Raw genomic sequence first — 20,321 nt, forward strand, 5'->3', positions numbered from 1 at the left:
ATATAATTACAGTGTGTATATTAAGTGGGATCGTGCATTGACACAAGCAATCTATCAGGGCTTTATTTTATCAAGGCAGCAATATTCGTCTAAACATAGTGAGGGGATCACACTATGCTATTGGCTTGCATCCGATCACGGCCCAATTAAAGTTGTTATTGAAAATCAGCAAGCTGTGTTTTTTATTTCACAAGAACAACAGCAACATGCCCAGCAGTTATTAGATAAAGCACGTATAAGTGTTAATTTTAAAACAGTTGAAATGAGTCACTTTAGCGGCAAAGCCTGTGTTGCCTGCTATTTTAACAATACCAGCAGTCTTTATAAGGCACGAACATTATTTGAAAACACCATAACTATTTACGAGGGTGATATTCGCCACAGCGATCGCTTTTTAATGGAGCGCTTTATTAGAGGTGGTGTTTGGGTTACTGGAGATGTTAGTCAAAAAAACGGCTTTTTACTTATACAAAACGCAAAGTTGAAAGCAAATACAGATTACACACCCAAGCTTAAGTCGCTGTCATTAGATATTGAATGTGATGGGGAAGGCGTGCTGTTTTCAATAGGTCTTGTTGGTAATGGACTTGATTGCGTTTTAATGATTGGCGAACCACACAATCATAGTGAACAAATCAACATTGACTGGTGTTTAGATGAGCTTGAGTTACTTACAAAGTTACATATTTATTTAAATGGTAATGATCCCGACATTATTATTGGGTGGAATGTAATAGAGTTTGATTTTACAGTACTTAATGCCCGTGCCGAAGCGCTTGGAATTTCCCTTAAATTGGGCAGAGATAGCCAACCAATTAATATCAATACGGGGCACTATACTCGCCTTACGTTGCCGGGAAGATGTGTTGTTGATGGAATTGACACTTTAAAAAATGCGACTTATCACTTTGATAATTACTCTTTAGGGAACATTGCCGAAAAAGTATTAGGTGAAGCCAAGCTAATTCAATCAGACAACCGGTTAGGCGAAATTATTCGCCAATTTAATGAGGATAAACTGACTCTAGCGGCTTACAACCGCCAAGACTGTATTTTAGTTAATCGTATTTTTACTAAATTAAACTTATATGAATTTGCTATTGTTCGCACACAGCTAACAGGTCTAGAGCTTGAACGAATGGGCGGCTCTGTAGCTGCTTTTACTAATTTGTATTTACCCTTGCTGCACCGCAGTGGTTATGTAGCCCCTAATTTAGGCGACCATGGTTTGTCTTTTGACAGCCCTGGTGGCTACGTGATGGACTCATTGCCTGGGCTTTATAAAAATATTTTGGTTTTAGATTTTAAAAGTTTATACCCCTCTATTATGCGCACTTTTTGTATTGACCCTCTAGGATTAATAAAAGGGTTAAATGCCCCTAATGATGCAATACAAGGCTTTAATAATGCAGTGTTTTCTCGTAGTGAGCATCATTTACCAAAGTTAATTGAATACCTAACTAAAACTCGTCAAAACGCCAAAGACACCAACCAACCAATGTTATCGCAAGCAATTAAAATTATTATGAACAGCTTATATGGTGTACTTGGATCTAAGGGATGTCGATTTTATGATCCTCGTTTATCAAGTTCTATTACGCTGCGCGGCCATGAAATTATGCAAACGACGCGTAAATGGATGGAGGAGCTTGGGTACAGTGTTATTTATGGTGATACAGACTCAATTTTTGTAAAAGTGGATGAGAACTTAACTGCCGAATGCTGCAATAAAATTGGTAATGAATTGATGACTCATATTAATCATCAGTGGGAGCGGCATATAGCGAAGCATTTTAATTTAAAAAGCTATTTAGAAATTGAATTTGAAACCCATTACAGTCCCTTTTTTATGCCTACAATTCGCGATAAAAAAACAGGCTCTAAAAAACGTTACGTTGGTAAAGTAGTAAAAGGTGATGAATCTAAAATCGTCTTTAAAGGTATGGAAACCGTGAGAAGTGATTGGACTGAATTTGCCCAGGAGTTTCAAAAAGAGCTATTTGAGGCCTTGTTTGATTCACAGTTTGAAATTGCCCAACTTGACGAAATAGTAAAAGATTATACTAAGCGACTTTTTGCCGGTGAGTTTGATCAAAAGCTTGTTTACAAAAAACGCCTTGGTAGAAATCTAAACGATTACGAAAAAAATATTCCACCACATGTACAAGCGGTAAAAAAACACAAGGCAGAACATCCTGACTTTGAAGTAAGGCGCGGGCAAATTATAGAGTATGTTTATGCGATGTCAGGGGCAGAAATATTTAATGGAAAAAATGCACTTAATTACCCATTATATCAACAGAGACAGCTGGTTCCGATATCTGCAGCAATATTTGATGCCTTAGTGATAAATAATAAAAAAAACAACCTCGGTCAGCTTTTTCTGCCTGATTTTTAAGCTCTTTGCTTATTAAATTTGCGTTGAACTACAAAACTTACAAAAGTAAATATTTTAATTTGAAGTGAAAAAAGCAACAAACTGTTAATGCACTAAATTTAGATTGTGTATTTATTTGTTAATTAACAATAGTTTAAGATTTATTTTTTTTTGATGTAATTTACGTTTAGCTCTTTTTAGTAATTAATTATTAACGCAACGTTAATTCCTTGTTGACCTTGCTCTTTCACTAGTATTATCATTGAAGGCACAGTGATTGGGGTACTCAATACGTTTTGTACCGCTAGACTGAAAAAATTATAATTAATAAATGTATTCCTGGGAGAATCAAATGTTAAATAACAAAGTTTCAAAAGCAGTTCGCTTAGCGATCGCTTTTGGCGCAGCATCTACAGCTGCATTTTCAGCAAGTTCTTTTGCTGCAGAAGAAGATTCTGCAGAAAAAGTTGAGCGTATTGAAGTAACTGGTTCACGTATCAAACGTGTTGATATGGCTGGTGATTTACCAGTAACAGTTATCGACCGTACTGCAATCGAGCTTAGTGGTGAAACTTCAGTAGCTGATTTATTACGTAATACTACATTTAACAGTCTGGGTTCGTTCCGTCCGCAGTCTGGTAGTTCTGCTCAGGGCGCTACTACGGTAAGCTTACGTGGTTTAGGTTCTGACCGTTCTCTAGTTTTAGTAGATGGCCGTCGTTTACCTAAGTCAACTCTTACTGGTTCAAGCCAAGATTTAAACTCAATCCCAATGGCAGCTGTTGAGCGTGTTGAAATCCTTACTGATGGTGCTTCTGCACTTTACGGTTCAGATGCTATCGGTGGTGTAATTAACGTAATTTTACGTAAAGACTTTAATGGTGCAGAAGTTACTCTAGGTTCTGGCCGTATTGAGCATGAAGGCGGCGACCGTGAAAATGGTTCTGTACTTTTCGGTGCTTCTTCAGACAACTCTCGTGTACTTGCTGGTGCATCTTGGAGTGGTCGTGACATTGTTTACGCTCGTGACTTCCCATGGTACAGCCCAGGTGGTTCAGTTTATTCAAACAACTTCACAACATTCACAACTACAGATGGTGAAAGAGCAAGTAATTTTGATTTCTTCTCTCCAGAAGCTACATGTGAAGGCGTAGGTAATGAAAACTTCTACCGCATTGGCGCACGTTGTGGTTTTAACTTCGCAGCAGTATCTGCTGATGAAGCGTCAATCAAAAACCGCTCAGCTTTCGTTAAAGCTACATACGATGTGAACGATGACTGGAGTATTTACACAGACATCAACATCGCACAAACTAAATCATTTGGTCGTTACGCTCCAGGTCTAGATACAACAGCGTTTGACGCATCAACAGATACAGTATTTGTTAGTGCCGATAGCCCTAACAACCCAACTAACCCTAACAGCCCAATCTACGATGCTTCTCTAGAAATGGAACAGCAAGGTTTAGATTTCTGGCATCGTTTTGCTGCGTTAGGTAACCGTGACAACAACTTATCTACAGAGCTTAAAGATATCGGTTTTGGCGCTAAAGGTATGATTGGTGACGTTTCTGTTGAAACAGGTGTTCGCAAAACAATTAACGAAAGCCACAACGTAGGTACAGGTTACATCCTTCGTAGTATTGCTCGTCAATACATCAACGACGGTACTTACATGCTAAATGACCCGTTCGGTGCATCTGAAGAAGTTAGAGGCGCAATGACGGTAACTACTTCACGTACTGGTAAGTTTAACCAAGAAGAGTTCTATGCAAATGCTGCGTTTGACCTTATGGAAACTGACGCTGGTGCAATTCAAGCATTCGTAGGTTTTGAATACCGTTCAGAAGATTATGCTGACGTATACGATTCACTTTCTGCAGCAGGCCAAGTAGGTGGTTCTTCAGGTAGCAGTGCAGGTGGCGCACGTTCAGTTCGTGGTTTATTCTTTGAAACATTAGTTCCAGTAACTGAAGAGTTTGAGCTTAACTTTGCTGGTCGTTACGATGATTACTCTGACTATGGTTCAGATTTCTCACCTAAAGTGTCAGCACGTTACAACCCAATCGATGACTTAGTACTTCGCGCATCATGGGGTAAAGGTTTCCGCGCTCCTTCATTACCAGACCTAACTCAACAGCCTTCTGAATCAGCGGATTCAGTTTCTGATGAAGCTACATGTTTAGCAATTGGTGAAGCTGCAAATTGTTCTTCACAAATTAACGCATTAGTTATTGCTAACCCTGATTTAGGTTCAGAGCAGTCTGACCAATACTCACTTGGTGTTGTTTACCAAGTAACAGATGCGATTTCTGTAGAACTTGATTACTACAACATTGAAATCACTAACCGAATCCGTGCGTTCTCTGCTCAATCTATCATTGATGCACGTTTACGTGGTGACTCTGTGCCAGATGCGTTCACTGTATCTCGTTCACCAAATGGTGCTATCACTCAGCTAGTACGTGGTTTTGGTAACGATGGTAGCTTAGAAACTTCAGGTATCGACTTTAAAGCTAATTCAATGTTTGAATTTGGTGATGCTGGTACTTTAAGAACTAACTTCAACCTATCTCACATTGTAGATTACAGCACAGATGGCGGTCGTAACTTCGTTGATGATCCAGGTGTACCGCAAATGCGTCTAAACCTGTCTAACGTTTACTCTATCTCTGATTTTGATTTCACTTGGAATTTAAACCTGATTGATAGCCAGTGTGAAGACATCACTGCAGATGGTGAGTGTGAAGGTCACATTCCTTCATGGGTAACTCATGATCTACAAGTTGCGTACAACACGCCTTGGAACGGTAAAGTGAGCTTCGGTGCACAAAATGCATTCGGTAAACAGCCACCACTTTTCGCTTCTGGCGGTCGTGACTACAACTTCGATCTTTACTCAGGTTTTGGTCGTACAATGTACTTAAACTTTAAACAGTCTTTCTAAGTTTTTAGTTTAGATATAATAAAGAGTGACTCTTGAGTCACTCTTTTTTTTGGAGAAAATAAAATGCACTGGGATCATTACTGGGACCTTACAAAAGCTTTATCTAGTTTTGGTGATGCAAATACAGCCCTAGGTTACCCAGAAGAAGTGTTAAACTTTTGGGATGACGTTGTATTAGAAAAAGGAGAAGGTGCTGTTTATCTTGATTTAGCAACCGGTAAGGGAGCTTTAGCAATCTGGCTACAATGCCTTTTAAAAAGAAAAAAATTATCTGGATCGGTGTATGGCTGCGACTTAGCAAACATTGATGAGTTAAAAATTACTAGTGATGTTGACGAAATTAATAGTGCTATTAATAAAGTTAAGTTTCAGTTTAATACTTCATTAGAAAATCTACCTTATCCAAATGAGTACTTTAATATATTAGTTAGCCAATTCGGTTTTGAGTATTCTAATTGGTTACACTCTTTAAATGAGGCATTTAGAGTGCTTAATAAAGATGGTGAAATTATATTAATGATGCATCACCCTGATTCAGTTATAACCAACGATTGCAAAAGTGGTTTGAAAATACTTAATTGGATGTTGGAAAACAACATATTAAATGAACTTGAAAGCTTAGTAACTTTGAAGCTTCAAGGTCATATTGAGTTATTTCAGACACGAAATAAAGAAGTGATTCAAAAAATTCAGAGCTTAAATATATCCAATGATGAAGAAAAGCTCTGGTTTGCAGATATAATGTCTAAAGTATCAAAGATAATGCTAAATATTGATCAAACGAGTAAAACAAAATTAAATAGCTTACAAAATGCTTTAAGACAACAAATTGAAAGGTTATTAGATCAAACTTCTGTTGCATTTAGTGAAGATGAAATTTACGAAAAATTTGAAGCTGCAAAGCTTAAAAATATGAAAATGTCTATTGCGACATTCAATGTAAATAATGAACTGTTTTGTTGGCAAATAAAAATTTCTCCAAAGGAAATGTAGCTTTAATTTAGTTAACAGTTTATATCAATTTTGCTTTTAAAAAAGTTGAGAGTTTATTAGTTATTTTGTGTATTAATTTTAGTAATAGCAATTTCTTATTTTTTAAATCTTTATTCTTTGTCATAGTTATTTTAAATTAAAGTATCTATACTTATTTTGTTATGTTTATAAATTTAAAGAGATATAAATGAAAGAAGTTCGAGCTTTTATAAAGACTGCATCCTTAACTGAACTTGAAAAAGCACAACAATTAGTTACTGATGCAATTTCAAAATATACCCAACAGCAAAAAGCAAAACAGGAAGTTTTGGATCTTTTAAAAGAAAAAGGACTTACGTTAGAAGATTTACAAGACACATCCGCAGATAAGCGCACTAAAGTTAAAGCTAAATATCGCATTGAAGTTGATGGTGAAATCATTGAGTGGACTGGCCGTGGCCGCCGCCCAAAAGCGTTTGAAAATGTTGATTTACAAAAACACCTAGCTTAACAATATAAAAGAGAGGCGCAGCTTCTCTTTTTATTTCCTGTCAATAATTTAAATAAAGCTAAAAAACGTCATCCGTTATTAGATAAAGTATTCTTATTCAAATCCAATTATTTTCCCATGAGCTATAAACTTAGACCCTATCAGCAAGAGGCGGTTGAACGCACCGTTGTTCACTTTAGAAAAACCAATGATCCCGCAGTTATTGTGTTGCCAACAGGTGCAGGTAAAAGTTTAGTCATCGCTGAGCTTGCCCGTATAGCTAAACAAAAAATATTGGTCCTTGCTCATGTTAAAGAACTTGTAGAGCAAAATTCACAAAAATATAAAAGTTTTGGTTTAGAGGCGAGTATATTTTCCGCAGGTTTAAAAGAAAAATCTTTAACCCATCAAGTCACTTTTGCTAGTGTGCAGTCACTTTCACGTAATTTGGATAAACTCAATGAGCATTATTCTTTACTTATTATTGATGAATGCCACAGAGTAAATGGTGATAAAAAAAGCCAATACGGCAAAGTTATAAGTGCATTACAAGCGTACAACCCGCATTTAAAAGTATTGGGCTTAACGGCTACGCCTTATCGTTTAGGCATGGGGTGGATATACCATCACCATTATCATGGCTTTGTTAAAGGGACGACAGAAAGCCCATTTAAACGTTGTATATTTGAATTGCCGCTTAGGTACATGATTAAAAATAACTACTTAACCCCACCAAATGAAGTTGATGCTGCCATTAACCACTACGATTTTTCGTCTTTAGAGACGAATGCGTTTGGTCAATACACTGCCGATGATATGAACGCGCTTTTAAAAAGTAACGAGCGAGCAACTCAGGCTATTCTTAAACAAGTGATTGCATATAGCGAGCAGCGCAAAGGTGTAATGGTTTTTGCGGCAACAGTTATGCATGCCCAAGAAATATTAAGCTACTTACCAACAGCCCAAAGCGCGCTAATTACAGGCGATACGCCTAATATCGAACGCGATAAAATCATTTCTGCGTTTAAAAGTAAAACGTTAAAGTATTTGGTTAATGTTTCTGTATTAACAACCGGCTTTGATGCGCCACATGTCGATTTTATTGCCATCTTGCGTCCTACAGAGTCTGTAAGCTTATACCAACAAATTGTAGGTCGGGGCTTACGATTATCAGAATCTAAAACCGATTGCTTAGTGATTGATTATGCCGGAAATGGTTTTAATTTATTTCACCCTGAAGTAGGGGATAAAAAAGGCGACAGCGATAATGAACCTGTACAAGTACTTTGTCCAGGTTGTGGGTTTGCTAATATATTTTGGGGTAAAACGGACTCTGCTGGCAAAGTTGTTGAGCATTTTGGTAGACGTTGCCAAGGGTTATTAGAAGACGATGAAGGTAGCAAAGAGCAGTGCGATTATCGTTTTAGATTTAAAGAGTGTGAGGAATGTGGTGCGCAAAACGATATTGCTGCTCGAAAATGCCACGACTGCGGCGCTATAATGGCTGATCCTGACGACAAGTTGCGTAATGCGCTAAACTTAAAAGATGCATTAGTGCTTCGTTGTAGTGGGCTAACAGTAACTCAACTTAAAGACGAGCTAATCAAAGTTACTTATTTTGACGAAGACGGCACTAGTTGTGATGAAGTTTATAACCTTGCCAGTAAAGGCGGTCAGTTTATCTTTAATAAACAATTTGGCAAACGGCTTGCGCATGGACAAAAACCAACAGACTTTAAAGCAGCAGAACAGGTAATTAAAGCGCAGTTAGACTTGGTGCCCCCTGACTTTGTGATTGCGCGCAAAAGTAAAAAATATGGTTGGAAAGTAGCAGATAAGCTATTTGATTATAAGGGGAGTTTTAGAAAGGCAAATCAGTTAAGTCGTTAAACTTAACTGATTTTTAATATATTAAGCGGCGTCTTCGTCCATTAATCCCCAGCCGTCACCGTAACCGTTATAGCCATTCGCTATACTTTCTAGGTACTGTTCAGCTTGGCCTAGTAATGTGTGCTCTGGTACCATTTGTACATGAGTGATTACTTCCCAAACGCCAGTGTCTTTACACTTTTCAACGTCGGCGGTTTGTACTAATGCATCAGAAACAATGTCTTTAGCAAACTTATCAGCATCGGCTTGTTGCTCAAATAAAATGAAAAAGTCGATTTGCTGCATTTTGCTTAAATCGACGCCTGCAGCGGCTATTTCGGCTAACAGTTGGCCGTTTTCGTCATCTGGAAATTGCATTAAAAACTCATCTAAAAATAATTTTGTGTTCGTTGGCACTATTGTAACTAAAATATTGTCTTAACGCGTACTAATTTTATCTTCTTCACATTTCATATTTAAACTGAGTTTGTCATTAAGTTAATGTGTTGCTCATTATGGCTATGTTAATATGCGCCACATTAGCTCGTTTTAAGTAGTATATAAGAGTAAGGATATTTGCTTGTTTATTAAGTTTTTACGTTGCATGTGCATTGCCATTGTTTTTATGGCTGCAAATTCCTATGCGGTAGAAAAAGTGATCGAAGACTACAAAATTAAAGGCATAAATGGTGATTTAGAAAAAAACGTAGCGCTTTACTTAAAGCAGCTTACAGGTGAAAAACCAACAAGAACCCTTCAACGTTATGCTAAAAGTCAGGTACAAAACAGCATAAAAGCACTGGGTTACTACAGCCCAACAGTTGAGGTTGAATTTGATAAAGACGATAGTGAACTCGTTGTAAAAATTGAGCGTGGTCCTGCAACACGGATAGACGCCATTAACATTACATTAAATGGTGAAGGGAAGAACGATAAACAATTACAAACCCTTATTAAAAATACCAATTTAAAACAGGGTGATGTTCTAAACCATGGTGACTATGAATCAGCGTATAAAAAAATAGAATCTATGCTTTTGGAGCTTGGCTATTTTGATGCTAAATGGCCTGCCCGCAAATTAGAAGTTTCAATTAAAAAAAATAGTGCCGTTGTCACGTTTGTGATTAACACCGGTGTGCGTTATCAATATGGCAGTATCGAAATTACCAGTGATACGCCAGCTGAAAAATATATTCGTTCTTTGTCACCATTTACTCAGGGACAACCTTATAAATCAACTTACATAGCAGACTATAACCTTGAGCTTTCGAGCACACCTTATTTTGCTAGTGTGCGTGTTTATGCTGATATTACAGCGCGCAAAAACGCCCAAGTTCCTATCAAAGTTGAGGTTGTACCTAAACCTGCAAATAGCTTTGAAATTGGCGGCGGTGTGTCTGAAAGTGAGCCTAGGTTTCGTTTTAAGTGGAGTAAACCTTGGATCACAGAGGATGGCCATTACCTCGATACAAATATGAATATAGCCGAAAAGCAACAAGATCTCTCAATGGCATACATCGTTCCTGTAGACGACCCTAATGATGATTTATGGCGTTTTTCTGTAGGTTATAAATTAGAAGACGAACTTGCAGATGATGTCTACAGTGAGATATTAACTGCACAATTACAAAGGCAGTGGCTTACAGAAGAAAAATGGGTAAGAACAGCGTTTTTACGCAGAGATCAAGAGACGTATCGTCTGGGCGATGATCCAGAAGAGTCGACTGAAATGTTAATGCCCGGAATTAGTTATGCTCGCAAAAGTTTAAAAGGCGGAACGACTCCTTATTGGGGCGAGCAATGGCTTATATCAGCAGAGTTTGGCCTAGATGATGCGCTTTCCAGCACGAATTTGTTGAGGGTTCAATTACAGCATGCATGGCTTCGTACATACCTTAATAAGCATTTAGTTTTTCTTAAGGCAAACATTGGCGCAATGCTAGTTGATGACATAAATAATGTACCGTATTCACTGCGGTTTTATGCCGGCGGTGATCAAAGCGTTCGTGGTTTTGCTTATCAGTCAATTTCGCCAGAAAATGATGATGGTGAACTAATAGGGGGTAAATATTTGCTTGCTGGCACTATGGAGTACAACTATCAGTTTGCTCAAAATTGGCGTGCAGCATTATTTGTTGATGGTGGTACTGCTACGAATGATTTTTCAGATGAATTTGAAGTGGGTGCTGGTTTTGGTTTTCGATATTTAACGCCTGTGGGCCCTGTACGAATAGATCACGCTTGGGGCTTAACTAAAGATAGCAAAAGTACCCGTTTGAGTATTACCATAGGGCCAGAAATTTAATGCCAATATTAAAAAAAATAACAGCCACAGTAAGTGCTATTTTAGTTTCGCTAATTATTAGCGTATTTTGTTTATTATTTACTGCACCCGGTAATCAATTTATTGCCTATACGGCAAATAAAGTTGTTGATGGATTACACATAGAAATTAAAGATGGCCGCTTTATTTATAACGATGTGTTTAATGTTCGTTTTAAAAATAATGGTTTAGATTTTAATGCCCAGCAATTAAAAATCGATTTATTTTGGTGGCAGTGTGATGGTATCTGTGTTGATAATTTAAGCGCTAAATCTATTAAATTAACCTTGCCAAAAACAGTTGAAGCGCAAGATGAAACACCCTCTGAGCCCCTTGAAAAAATTATTTTACCTTTTAATGTTTCAATAAAAAATATAGCGGTTAATGAGTTTACATTAAACCACCCTAGTGCAGATGTGAGCGTTAATAACTTTAAACTATCAGCTAAAGCTGAAGGTTCAAAACTCACAGTAAAAAGCTTAAATATCCCGAGTATACTTGTTGCTTTAAAAGAGCAAGAACAACCTGCCAAGGCGCAAACTGCTCAAAGCAACAAAGCTGCACTTACGCAATTACCAGCACTTCCTGATATTGAATTTACATCACCTATTGATTTGGCCATTGAAGCCTTTGATATCGCAAAGGTAACAATTGAGCAGGGCGATGCGCAGCATAATATCGAAAACATTTCGCTGCAATTAAGTGTAGAAGATGCCGTGATTAATTTGCAGTCGCTTTCAGCTACCTATGAGCAGTGGCAGCTTAATACCCAATTAGATGCAGAGCTTTTAGGTAACTTGCCTGTAAAAGGCTTAGTGACTTTAAAAAGTGACGAGCACCAAGCAAACTTAGAGTTAAACGGTGATTTAGCTGACTTAACTATACATTTAGAAACGAGTGGCCAATATCCGCTCACGTTAACAGCGAATGCTAATTTAAAGCAAAAAAATTACCCATTTGAGCTAAGCGGCAAAATTAACCAATGGCTTATTGATGCGCAAAGTAATGAGCTTAAAGTTAAAAATGTAAGCCTTAAAGCAACTGGTAATGCTGATGACTACCAACTCAACTTACAGGCAAACAGCCAATTAGGTGCTTATCCGGCTGTTAATCTTAATACTCAGCTGACTGGTGGTTTAACTCAAGCCGTGCTCAAAACATTAAGTATTAAAGCCAATGAAAGTAGTGCGATTATAAAAGCTAATATTGATTGGCAACAGGGCATTAAAGCGAGTTTTAACGGCTCGCTTTCAAACCTAAAAGCGCAGTATTTGACAGATGCTGCAACTAGCGATGTTTCAGGGCAATTTAAAGGTTCATTCAATGCTGCAGAAAGCTCGTGGCAAATACAAATGGATGATACTAAGCTAAGCGGATTATTAAACGAGGTACCCCTTGAGTTTGCGTCAAACTTTCAGCTAAACAATACACTAGAGGCAAATATCGACAGCCTTTATTTAAGTAGTGGCACGAATAAATTAGTACTTAGCGGCCAAGTTGACGATACATGGAAAGTCGACGGTAAAATAACACTTAAAAGTAATAAAGAGGCAAATATGCCTTTTATTGCTGATGGCAACGCTGATTTAAAAGTAAGAGGGCAGAGGTTAACGCCTTCTGTCAATTTAGCGTTAATGCTTGATAGCTTCATTTTTAATGAAATCAATATAAATAAACTGACGGTAAAAGGGCACTTAGATACAGCCGCTGATTGGCAAACTGACGTATCGTTAAGTGTTGGCTCGGCGGTTGTGGCTGATGAGCAAATTAATAGTGTAAAAGTTGATATTAGCGGCGATAAAACAGATCACCAACTTACAGCATCTGTAGATGCCGAGCAGGGCAGTGCAGAGCTTGAAGTAAATGGCAAAATTAATAACGCTACCTGGAATGGTGAGTTCAGTAATGTAACGCTAAGCGACAAAAAGTTAAGCTTTAGCAACACTAAAAATATTGCTGTTATGTTTAACTCGCAAAACGGTAATTTTAATGTAAGTGCGCACTGCTGGGCTTCTCAGCAAAGCGAGCTTTGTATAGACACGCTAGCTCAATCTAAAGAGCTAGGCCAGTTAAATGCTAAGTTAAACAATTTAGCGCTTGAAGAGCTTAAACACTTTTTACCCGATAACATTCGCACTCGTGGTGATGTAAAAGGTACTGTGGCGCTTAATTGGAATGCAGGTGCTCTTAAAACATTACGGGCAAGTTTAAATGCAAGTGACTTGACCACTGTTTTAACCTCAGAAGAAGATCGCTTTAAATTACCGATAGAAACACTCAGTATTAGTGCTTTTTCAGACTCTCAAAAAGGGCAGCTTGAAGCAAATATAGAGTCAAGCGTGCTAGGTAAAATTAATACACACATTAATATTGATGACATACAAAATACGCAGGCGCTTAATGGCTCTATTAATATTGATAAAATATTACTTTCAGACTTACAGCCATTTCTTGAAACCCTTGAGCAATTAAAAGGTGATATTAGCGGTAAGGTCGCACTTGCGGGTACGTTAAAAGATCCACTATTAAATGGTGAGCTTAACGTAAACGATATAAATCTTGAGGGTGAACAGCTTCCTATTGCGCTACAAAAATCAAATATAAACATATTATTTGATAAAACGACCGCGACAATAGAGGGCAATTTAAACGACAATCAAGGTGGCAATGTAAAGCTAAACGGTGATGTTGATTGGCAAGGTGAACAACCTGAAGTAAATGTAAATGTGAAAGGAGAGCAGTTTTTTGTGCGCGCACAGCAAGGCGTTACTTTTAAAATATCGCCAGATTTAAAAATAGGGTTAGCTAATAATGCACTTAAATTAGCGGGTGAAGTAGTTGTACCTTATGGTCGTATTACGATTGAAGAGCTTCCAGAAGGCGCTGTGCAGGTTAGTGACGATGAAATTATTGTTGATCAAAAAACTGAAACCAACGAACAGGTACCATTTGATTACGACATAGACTTAAACGTCATTGTTAAAAATGACGTTAAAGTAGAGTCGTTCGGATTAGAGTCTAAAGTGGCTGGTGATTTAGCGATTAAAATGAGTCAAGGTGTTCCAATTATTGCAACGGGTGAGCTCAATTTAATAAATGGCACTTATTTAGCATTTGGCCAAGATTTAATTATAAGAACTGGCCAAGTGGGCTTTAGTGGCTCCATCGAACACCCTTATTTGAATATTAAAGCAATCAGAAACCCAGCTAATACAGCAAATGGTGTTATAGCTGGTATTACGCTTACGGGAAATGTTAAAGAACCCACTCTAAAGCTATTCTCTGAGCCTGCAATGGATCAGGCGCAAACCTTAGCATACTTACTCAATGGACAGCCGCTAGGAGAGGGGGAGGGAGCATCAAGCAACGCTATGCTTGCCCAGTTATTACTTTCTCAAGGGGTTAGTAGAAGTGAAGGGGTTGTGTCTAAGGTAGGTGAAACGTTTGGTCTTTCTGATGTTAGCTTAAGTTCGTCAGGAAGTGGTGATAGCACTAAGGTAGAAATTTCAGGCTATGTTGCGCCTAGCTTGCAAGTTAAATACAGCGTGGGGGTATTTGAGTCACTTAGTGAAGTAGCGATTCGTTACCAGTTGTTGTCGCAACTCTATATAGAGGTAACCAGTGGTTTATACCAAAATGTTGATGTCCTCTACAAGTTTGACTGGGATTGAACACTAAAAGTTCTAGAGCCTGATGAACTGTCAGGTTAAATTTGCAGCAGCCTGTTTGGTATTTGGGCAAGGAAGAGCCTATGTATTATGGTTATCACCTATAAATTGGCGATAACCTCGCATTAATGTCAAACAGACCCTAGGCAAGTTAGATTGCTTAAAGCTACTTTTAAATAATAAAAATAAAAGGTTGAATATGAAAACACGTTGTTCAATTTATGTAATGGCACTTTTGTTGAGCGGCTGCGCGACAACAACGAACAATAAATCCGTAATAAATATACAAACACCACTTAGTGCCAATGATGTAATAAAAAATGCAACTGCAGATGAGTGGCAAGTAGTCGATCCTCAAAATATTTTAAAAATAACCTTACCTACTGGTTCGGCTTACATAGCATTAAATCCGCAACTAGCTCCAAAACACACGCAACATATTAAAGCGTTGGCGCAAGAAGGCTTTTATAAAAACACCCGTGTCTATCGTTTTGTAGAAGGGTTTGTAGCACAAGGTGGCGACGGCTCGGGTAAAAAAGAAATAAAAACAGCGAATAAAACCGTACCTGCAGAGTTTTATTTACCAACATCGCAACCACTAAAAATTACTGAGTTAAAAGGCGATGGATACGCGCCTGTTACGGGGTTTTTAAATGGTTTTGCTGTTGCGCAAAACCAAACACAGACTCAAACATGGCAAGTGCATTGCAATGGTGTATTTGCAATGGCACGCGCTAATGATATAAACAGCGCAAGTACTGAGTTTTTTGTCACTATTGGGCAAGGCCCTCGTTACCTTGATAAAAACATTACCGTGTTTGGAAGAGTGCTTGAAGGTATGGAACACTTTAATCGTTTGCAGCGTTTACCCACTGAGGGACTGGCGTTTAATCCAATAACAAATATTGAAGTGTTGGCTGATGTTAATAGCGATGCAATAGTATTCAAGGTAATGAAGACAAACTCAGCATCTTTCAAGCAACTGATAGATGCACGTAAAAGCCGAACGGAACCCTGGTTTGTCCAATCGTATAATTACGTTGATGTATGTGGTATGCCTATCCCAACAAAGCGCGTTACTTAAATATTAAAAAAGGAGCTGAGGCTCCTTTTTTAACGTTTATGTTTGAGTGTTTAACGTATTTACTGACGATTAATCTTTACGTCAAACGGTGTATCGTTATAATGCGTAGAACGGTATGGGTTTATGTCTAATCCGCCACGGCGAGTGTAACGTGCATACACTTCAAGCTCTTTAATGTTTAGTTGCGTGGTTAAGTCACTATAAATGCGCTCCACACATTGCTCATGAAACTCATTATGCGTTCTAAACGATATTAAATAACGCAGCAGCGATTCACGACATATTTTCTCGCCTGTGTACCTAATAATAATGCTCGCCCAATCTGGTTGAGACGTTATTAAGCAATTAGATTTTAGCAAATGGCTATTGAGTGTTTCGGTTACTATTTCATCGCTATGTGCTTTAAGTGAATAGGCATCAATATCATAGTTATCTATTTCAATATCTAAATCATCAATGCATTCCCCAGGCAGTGCAGTACAGGGTAAACAGTTAAAATCGTCCGCTTTGTATAGGGTTACTTGTACCGGACTATTAACTGCGCCTGATAAGTCATCGATTAAATGTTGCTTAACTGTGTTTATGCTCTCAAAACGAGTTTGATTAAAGCTGTTTAAATAAAGCTTAAACGATTTAGACTCAATAATGTGGCTGCTTTGGCATGCAAAAGTAAATAAGGCGACAGCCACTTGCGGTTTACCTTTGGCGTTTAACCACGAAAGTTCGTAACCTGTCCAAATATCTTGGCCTTTAAATGGCAGTTCGGCTTCATCAATATTTAAAGCATCACGATTTAGCTTGCGCGCAATTGGGAAAAGCAAGCTTGGCGAATATTGGTCTACATATTCAGTAGATTGTCCTAATACACTGCCTTTAAGGTCTGGAGAGTTGCTGTAATCTGTCATGTTTGCTCTTAAATAGTTACAATGTGCGCATTATATCTAATTTAATTGAGTTTCACAGTATGTCTGTAGCATTGCTTTTAGAACAACTTCACCATCAATTTAGCGAAAATACCCTTAAAAATACTGCTAAGTACCCACTTATAGCACACGATGAACAATGGCCGAGTCCGTGTGAGCTAGGCGAGGTTGACGAGCAAGGAAATATTCAATGGCAAGGTGTACGTCAGCAGCCAGCTGGCTCATTAAACAATTTAGCTAAGGCATTAGAGCTTGAGTTTCCAACAGCGTTAAGCGAACTTTATGGGCACATGTACGGTGGTAGCGTATTGGCAATTATTGACGGACATCAAATTGAACTGTTGCAAGCATGGAATAGCGACGACTTTGATATGCTTCAACAAAATATTACTGGTCATGTTTTAATGAAACGAAAGCTAAAACAACCCGAAACTGTGTTTATTGGTTTAACAGATAAAGAAGATTTACTGGTCAGTGTGTTAATTCATACTGGAGAAGTTTGCCTTGAGCACGTTGGTAAAAAAACGCACCACGTACTTGCACCAAATATAGAGTCGTTTTTAAAAGCGCTTGAAGTATAAAACGTTATTAATAAATCAGCTTAGCAATATCGCTGAGCTGATTTTAAAAAGTCGTTAGAGAGGCTATTGAAAATCCCACGACACATTAGAGACTAAACCACACGGTTCACACCTAAAATCAAATAGCCCAAACCAAGGTTCATCTAGTTTCCAATCGCTATTACAGCTTGGACATTTACGCTCAAGCTCAGAAGCTTTATCCACACCACCAACTCGATATAAGTAGTAGTAAACCGGCTTTTTAGTTAAAAAACTAATGCGTTTGGTGATGTCTTTTCCGCGGCGATATAAATCACTTTTAGTACTGGATATTTCCTCAAGGGCAGGAAACTCACAGCGTGTTGCGCCATTAATTTGTATTTGATCGCATGCTTGCCAATCTTCTTGCCACTTAATTAGCGTTTTGTAATCACCATTGGCAATAGCAGGGATGCGAAATAGTGGCACAGGTAAAAAGTCGTCGCCACAATAAAGAGGGCTACAGGTATGCACATAAGTAGTATATAAAATGTAACTTGACGGCTCAGTGCAGCAATCCGCTCCATTAGAATGAATATCTTGGCCAATCACTTTTACTTTGGGGGCTAATAAACCTGCGTTATGTAGTTTTTCAATGCTGTGTTTAACAAAAGGGCTATTATTTAGTGGATGCATAGCGTCTTCAGTTGGGCACATAACACGGGTTATGAAAAAGCCGTCTTTTAAAACGGTGGGGAACTCTTCCCCCATTATTTGGCCATTAAAGCGAAGCGCATTTACTAAGCGGTTTATGGCTTGTTCGGCTTGTTCTAGGGTGGTGTCTTGGTAGCAATCAAATGTTAAATCAACAACAAACATTTACAGTCTCAAATTATTTTTGTTCTAGCAGTGCAAGTAATTGATCAAGTTTTTGCTCAATTCTGTCTAGTTGGCTTGCTTTTAGCTCAGCGTTTTCTGGCTGCTGGGAAGTTTTAATAAAGTTATTTATAGAATCCGGGTTATTTTTGTATTGGCTCACAGCTGCAATAATCATTGGCATTGGAACCGGTTGCGCTAAGCGACTTTTAGTTAATGCGACTGTGGGTGTTTTGCCTTCATCTAAAAGGACTTGAATTGCATCAAATACAACTGAATTCATTATATTTATAACTCTTAAATTAAATAAAGCGCAGCATACACATGCTGCGCGGGTGCTATGGTAGCAATAAAATGGGTATGCTACATTAAATAACCTAATACTTAGGTTAAAAACTTATTTCTAATAACTTACCTCAACGCTAACTTGCGTAAATATGCCTGAGACAAGTCAAAAATCGATCAGTAAATTGGCCTTGATCCCATTAAAAATCGTCATGGATTAGTAATTTTGAAGGCTTTAACATAGCTATCTAGCTAAATAATGCTATTTGCCTTGGCGAAGACGAACATCTAACTCATCAATCACTTCACTCCAGGCACCATCTTCAGCAAGTGATTCCGCTAAAAAGTGTTGCTGTGCTTCATCCCAAAATGCTGCATCTTGAAGCAGTGTTGTGTCTTTTAACTCATGTGAAGCAATAAATTGATCTATTTGAGATTCTGAATTTGGTAAACCAAGTTGTGCAAATAATGTATGAATATCGTGTTTTGTAGTATCCATGTTACGACTCCTTTAAATAAACAATAAATTACCTTAAGGCCCAACAATACATTGTGCTAGCTAAACTCAAGCTGAATTGTCGGTTAATTACTTTAGGTATATAGTAAAGTTAAGTTCTGAATAATAAATTGCCTAAACCGCTGTTAGCGCTTTATAAAGGATAGTAAGAATAAATAACACTTTGATATTATTTCTCTCTTTAAGCGGGCAATACGGCGTAATATCCAGTTCTTAGATTAAATATACTCGTAAATGCAGTTATTCGCGTATAGCTTTAGTATTTGAGCTCTGATTATATTTACGGCTAAAACAATAAAGGACATACAATGAGTATAACCGCACAAGAAGAAACGTTCAGCGTACAATACATTGAAGCAGAAGATATAAGCACTGCCGCAAGTTTAATTTATCAGGCATACCATGATGACCCTGTACTAAAAACAATGCTTGGTTATGATGGAAAAAATAAAGCCGTTTACGAGAAAAAGTTACGTGCATTAATACGTGAAGAACTCAGTAGTTTTTGGCAAGAAAAGCAACCACTAATAGGGCTTTATCGCAGTGGCAAATTAAAAGCAGTGGCCTGTATGTTTGATTCTTTAAGTCAACTTCAAGCTCAGCGTTATTGGCATTGGCGCTTAAAATTAATGCTGAGTGCGGGTTACTTACAAACTAACCAGTTAATAGAAAAAGAACAAACTATTAGAGATACACTAAAAGAAAAAGGCCGTTATTACTTTTTAGCTTTTATTGCAGTGGATCCGCATTTTCATGGTCAAGGGTTTGGTCGGTATTTACTCAGAGGGCTTGATGAGCTGGTAAAGGCAAATAGTGAGTCTTCTGGATTGGCAGTATTTGTAACGCGTAGTGAGCATACAGAACTTTTTAAATCTGAAGGGTTTCTGACTTTTAAACAGCTTACGTTTAACCAAGTTGCTGGTGAGTTACTATTTAAAAGTGCATTGGGTTAAAAGCGTAACCCGAAGTGTGTAAGTTAATGCGCCCAAACGGACATGTGTCCGTGCGATATATCTTACATTAACGTGAGAGTAATCAGTTAAAGGTGGCCAATTGGTCGCCTTTTTTTATTTAAGTGCATGTTTAATATTAATTTATTGATTTTTTAATTTTTATGACAAAGAATTATTTTGTCTCACATACTACTTCCTCCTCTCGTTTACTCTAAACTTTACCTTGTCAAGAAGACATAGCTTAATGAATAAGTTACTGCCATGGATAAGGAATAGGCAAAATAGCAGATGCTAGCAGGATGCAAAAAGGACAAGTTAACAAGGACGGCAAGGATGAATAGGAAGTGCAAGACGCACTAAGTGGCAGGAGCTACTTTAAGGATATAAAGGATTAAAGCTGCAGGACGCAGCCACGTACTAGGTTGCACGTGAATGCTTGGAAAGCAAAGGGACAACGCAGGAAGCACAAAGTGGCAGGGCGCTACTTCAAAGGATTAA

15 protein-coding genes are annotated in these 20,321 nt (G+C 38.0%); 10 read left to right on the forward strand and 5 right to left on the reverse strand.

All coding sequences use genetic code 11. The features are described 5' to 3' along the window. Positions 1-37 precede the first annotated feature (37 nt). The 5 genes from R0J88_RS08990 (at position 38) to R0J88_RS09010 (ending at position 8,676) form a co-directional block, all read left to right on the forward strand. The gene (locus tag R0J88_RS08990) at positions 38-2,398 is read left to right on the forward strand and encodes a DNA polymerase II (RefSeq protein ID WP_410899714.1); all 2,361 of its coding nucleotides are present in this window, start codon (positions 38-40) and stop codon (positions 2,396-2,398) included. A gap of 331 nt (positions 2,399-2,729) precedes the next feature. Continuing rightward, positions 2,730-5,324, forward strand: a complete 2,595-nt coding sequence (locus tag R0J88_RS08995; protein WP_052242905.1) for a TonB-dependent receptor — start codon at positions 2,730-2,732, stop codon at positions 5,322-5,324. 63 nt (positions 5,325-5,387) lie between these two features. Continuing rightward, entirely contained in the window at positions 5,388-6,317 is a 930-nt protein-coding gene (locus R0J88_RS09000; protein WP_410899715.1) for a class I SAM-dependent methyltransferase, read from the forward strand. 187 nt (positions 6,318-6,504) lie between these two features. Further along, positions 6,505-6,807, forward strand: a complete 303-nt coding sequence (locus R0J88_RS09005) for an H-NS family nucleoid-associated regulatory protein (RefSeq protein WP_006794071.1) — start codon at positions 6,505-6,507, stop codon at positions 6,805-6,807. A 117-nt stretch (positions 6,808-6,924) separates the two neighbouring features. Continuing rightward, positions 6,925-8,676, forward strand: coding sequence for a DEAD/DEAH box helicase (locus R0J88_RS09010; RefSeq protein ID WP_006794070.1), 1,752 nt, complete (start codon positions 6,925-6,927; stop codon positions 8,674-8,676). Between the two features lie 21 nt (positions 8,677-8,697). Here R0J88_RS09010 and R0J88_RS09015 read toward each other — a convergent pair whose 3' ends face one another. After that, positions 8,698-9,033: a ribonuclease E inhibitor RraB gene (locus R0J88_RS09015; RefSeq protein ID WP_008129315.1), complete on the reverse strand. Its 336-nt coding sequence runs from the start codon at positions 9,031-9,033 to the stop codon at positions 8,698-8,700. 202 nt (positions 9,034-9,235) lie between these two features. Here R0J88_RS09015 and R0J88_RS09020 point away from each other — a divergent pair, with 202 nt between their 5' ends. The 3 genes from R0J88_RS09020 (at position 9,236) to R0J88_RS09030 (ending at position 15,730) form a co-directional block, all read left to right on the forward strand. Next, positions 9,236-10,960 (forward strand): autotransporter assembly complex protein TamA, encoded by a 1,725-nt coding sequence (locus R0J88_RS09020; RefSeq protein ID WP_410899716.1) that lies wholly within the window; start codon positions 9,236-9,238, stop codon positions 10,958-10,960. Beyond that, a complete protein-coding gene (locus R0J88_RS09025; RefSeq protein WP_410899717.1) occupies positions 10,960-14,649 on the forward strand; it encodes a translocation/assembly module TamB domain-containing protein in 3,690 nt (1,229 codons plus the stop codon). Before R0J88_RS09020 ends, R0J88_RS09025 begins: the two co-directional genes overlap by 1 nt. Before the next feature lie 196 nt (positions 14,650-14,845). After that, on the forward strand, positions 14,846-15,730 hold the full coding sequence (locus tag R0J88_RS09030) for a peptidylprolyl isomerase (RefSeq protein WP_410899718.1): 885 nt from the start codon (positions 14,846-14,848) through the stop codon (positions 15,728-15,730). Positions 15,731-15,789: 59 nt separating this feature from the next. Here R0J88_RS09030 and queF read toward each other — a convergent pair whose 3' ends face one another. Further along, the gene (gene queF / locus R0J88_RS09035; protein ID WP_410899719.1) at positions 15,790-16,635 is read right to left on the reverse strand and encodes an NADPH-dependent 7-cyano-7-deazaguanine reductase QueF; all 846 of its coding nucleotides are present in this window, start codon (positions 16,633-16,635) and stop codon (positions 15,790-15,792) included. A 59-nt stretch (positions 16,636-16,694) separates the two neighbouring features. Here queF and syd point away from each other — a divergent pair, with 59 nt between their 5' ends. Then, a complete protein-coding gene (gene syd / locus R0J88_RS09040; RefSeq protein WP_008129321.1) occupies positions 16,695-17,234 on the forward strand; it encodes a SecY-interacting protein in 540 nt (179 codons plus the stop codon). Between the two features lie 63 nt (positions 17,235-17,297). Here the strand turns inward: syd and R0J88_RS09045 are convergent, their stop codons facing one another. From R0J88_RS09045 to R0J88_RS09055, 3 genes are all read right to left on the reverse strand, one after another. Then, positions 17,298-18,071 (reverse strand): Zn-ribbon-containing protein, encoded by a 774-nt coding sequence (locus R0J88_RS09045; protein ID WP_006794063.1) that lies wholly within the window; start codon positions 18,069-18,071, stop codon positions 17,298-17,300. Positions 18,072-18,084: 13 nt separating this feature from the next. Next, the gene (locus tag R0J88_RS09050; RefSeq protein WP_006794062.1) at positions 18,085-18,351 is read right to left on the reverse strand and encodes a hypothetical protein; all 267 of its coding nucleotides are present in this window, start codon (positions 18,349-18,351) and stop codon (positions 18,085-18,087) included. Between the two features lie 264 nt (positions 18,352-18,615). Then, positions 18,616-18,852 carry a DUF2789 domain-containing protein gene (locus tag R0J88_RS09055; protein ID WP_006794061.1) on the reverse strand — a complete coding sequence of 79 codons (237 nt, stop codon included), beginning with the start codon at positions 18,850-18,852 and terminating at the stop codon, positions 18,616-18,618. Positions 18,853-19,178: 326 nt separating this feature from the next. Between R0J88_RS09055 and R0J88_RS09060 the strand changes: the two genes are divergently transcribed. Beyond that, positions 19,179-19,823: a GNAT family N-acetyltransferase gene (locus tag R0J88_RS09060; RefSeq protein WP_271479584.1), complete on the forward strand. Its 645-nt coding sequence runs from the start codon at positions 19,179-19,181 to the stop codon at positions 19,821-19,823. Positions 19,824-20,321 lie beyond the last annotated feature (498 nt).

Source organism: Pseudoalteromonas sp. SIMBA_162 (genome assembly GCF_046535955.1).
Taxonomy (GTDB): Bacteria; Pseudomonadota; Gammaproteobacteria; order Enterobacterales; family Alteromonadaceae; genus Pseudoalteromonas; species Pseudoalteromonas marina.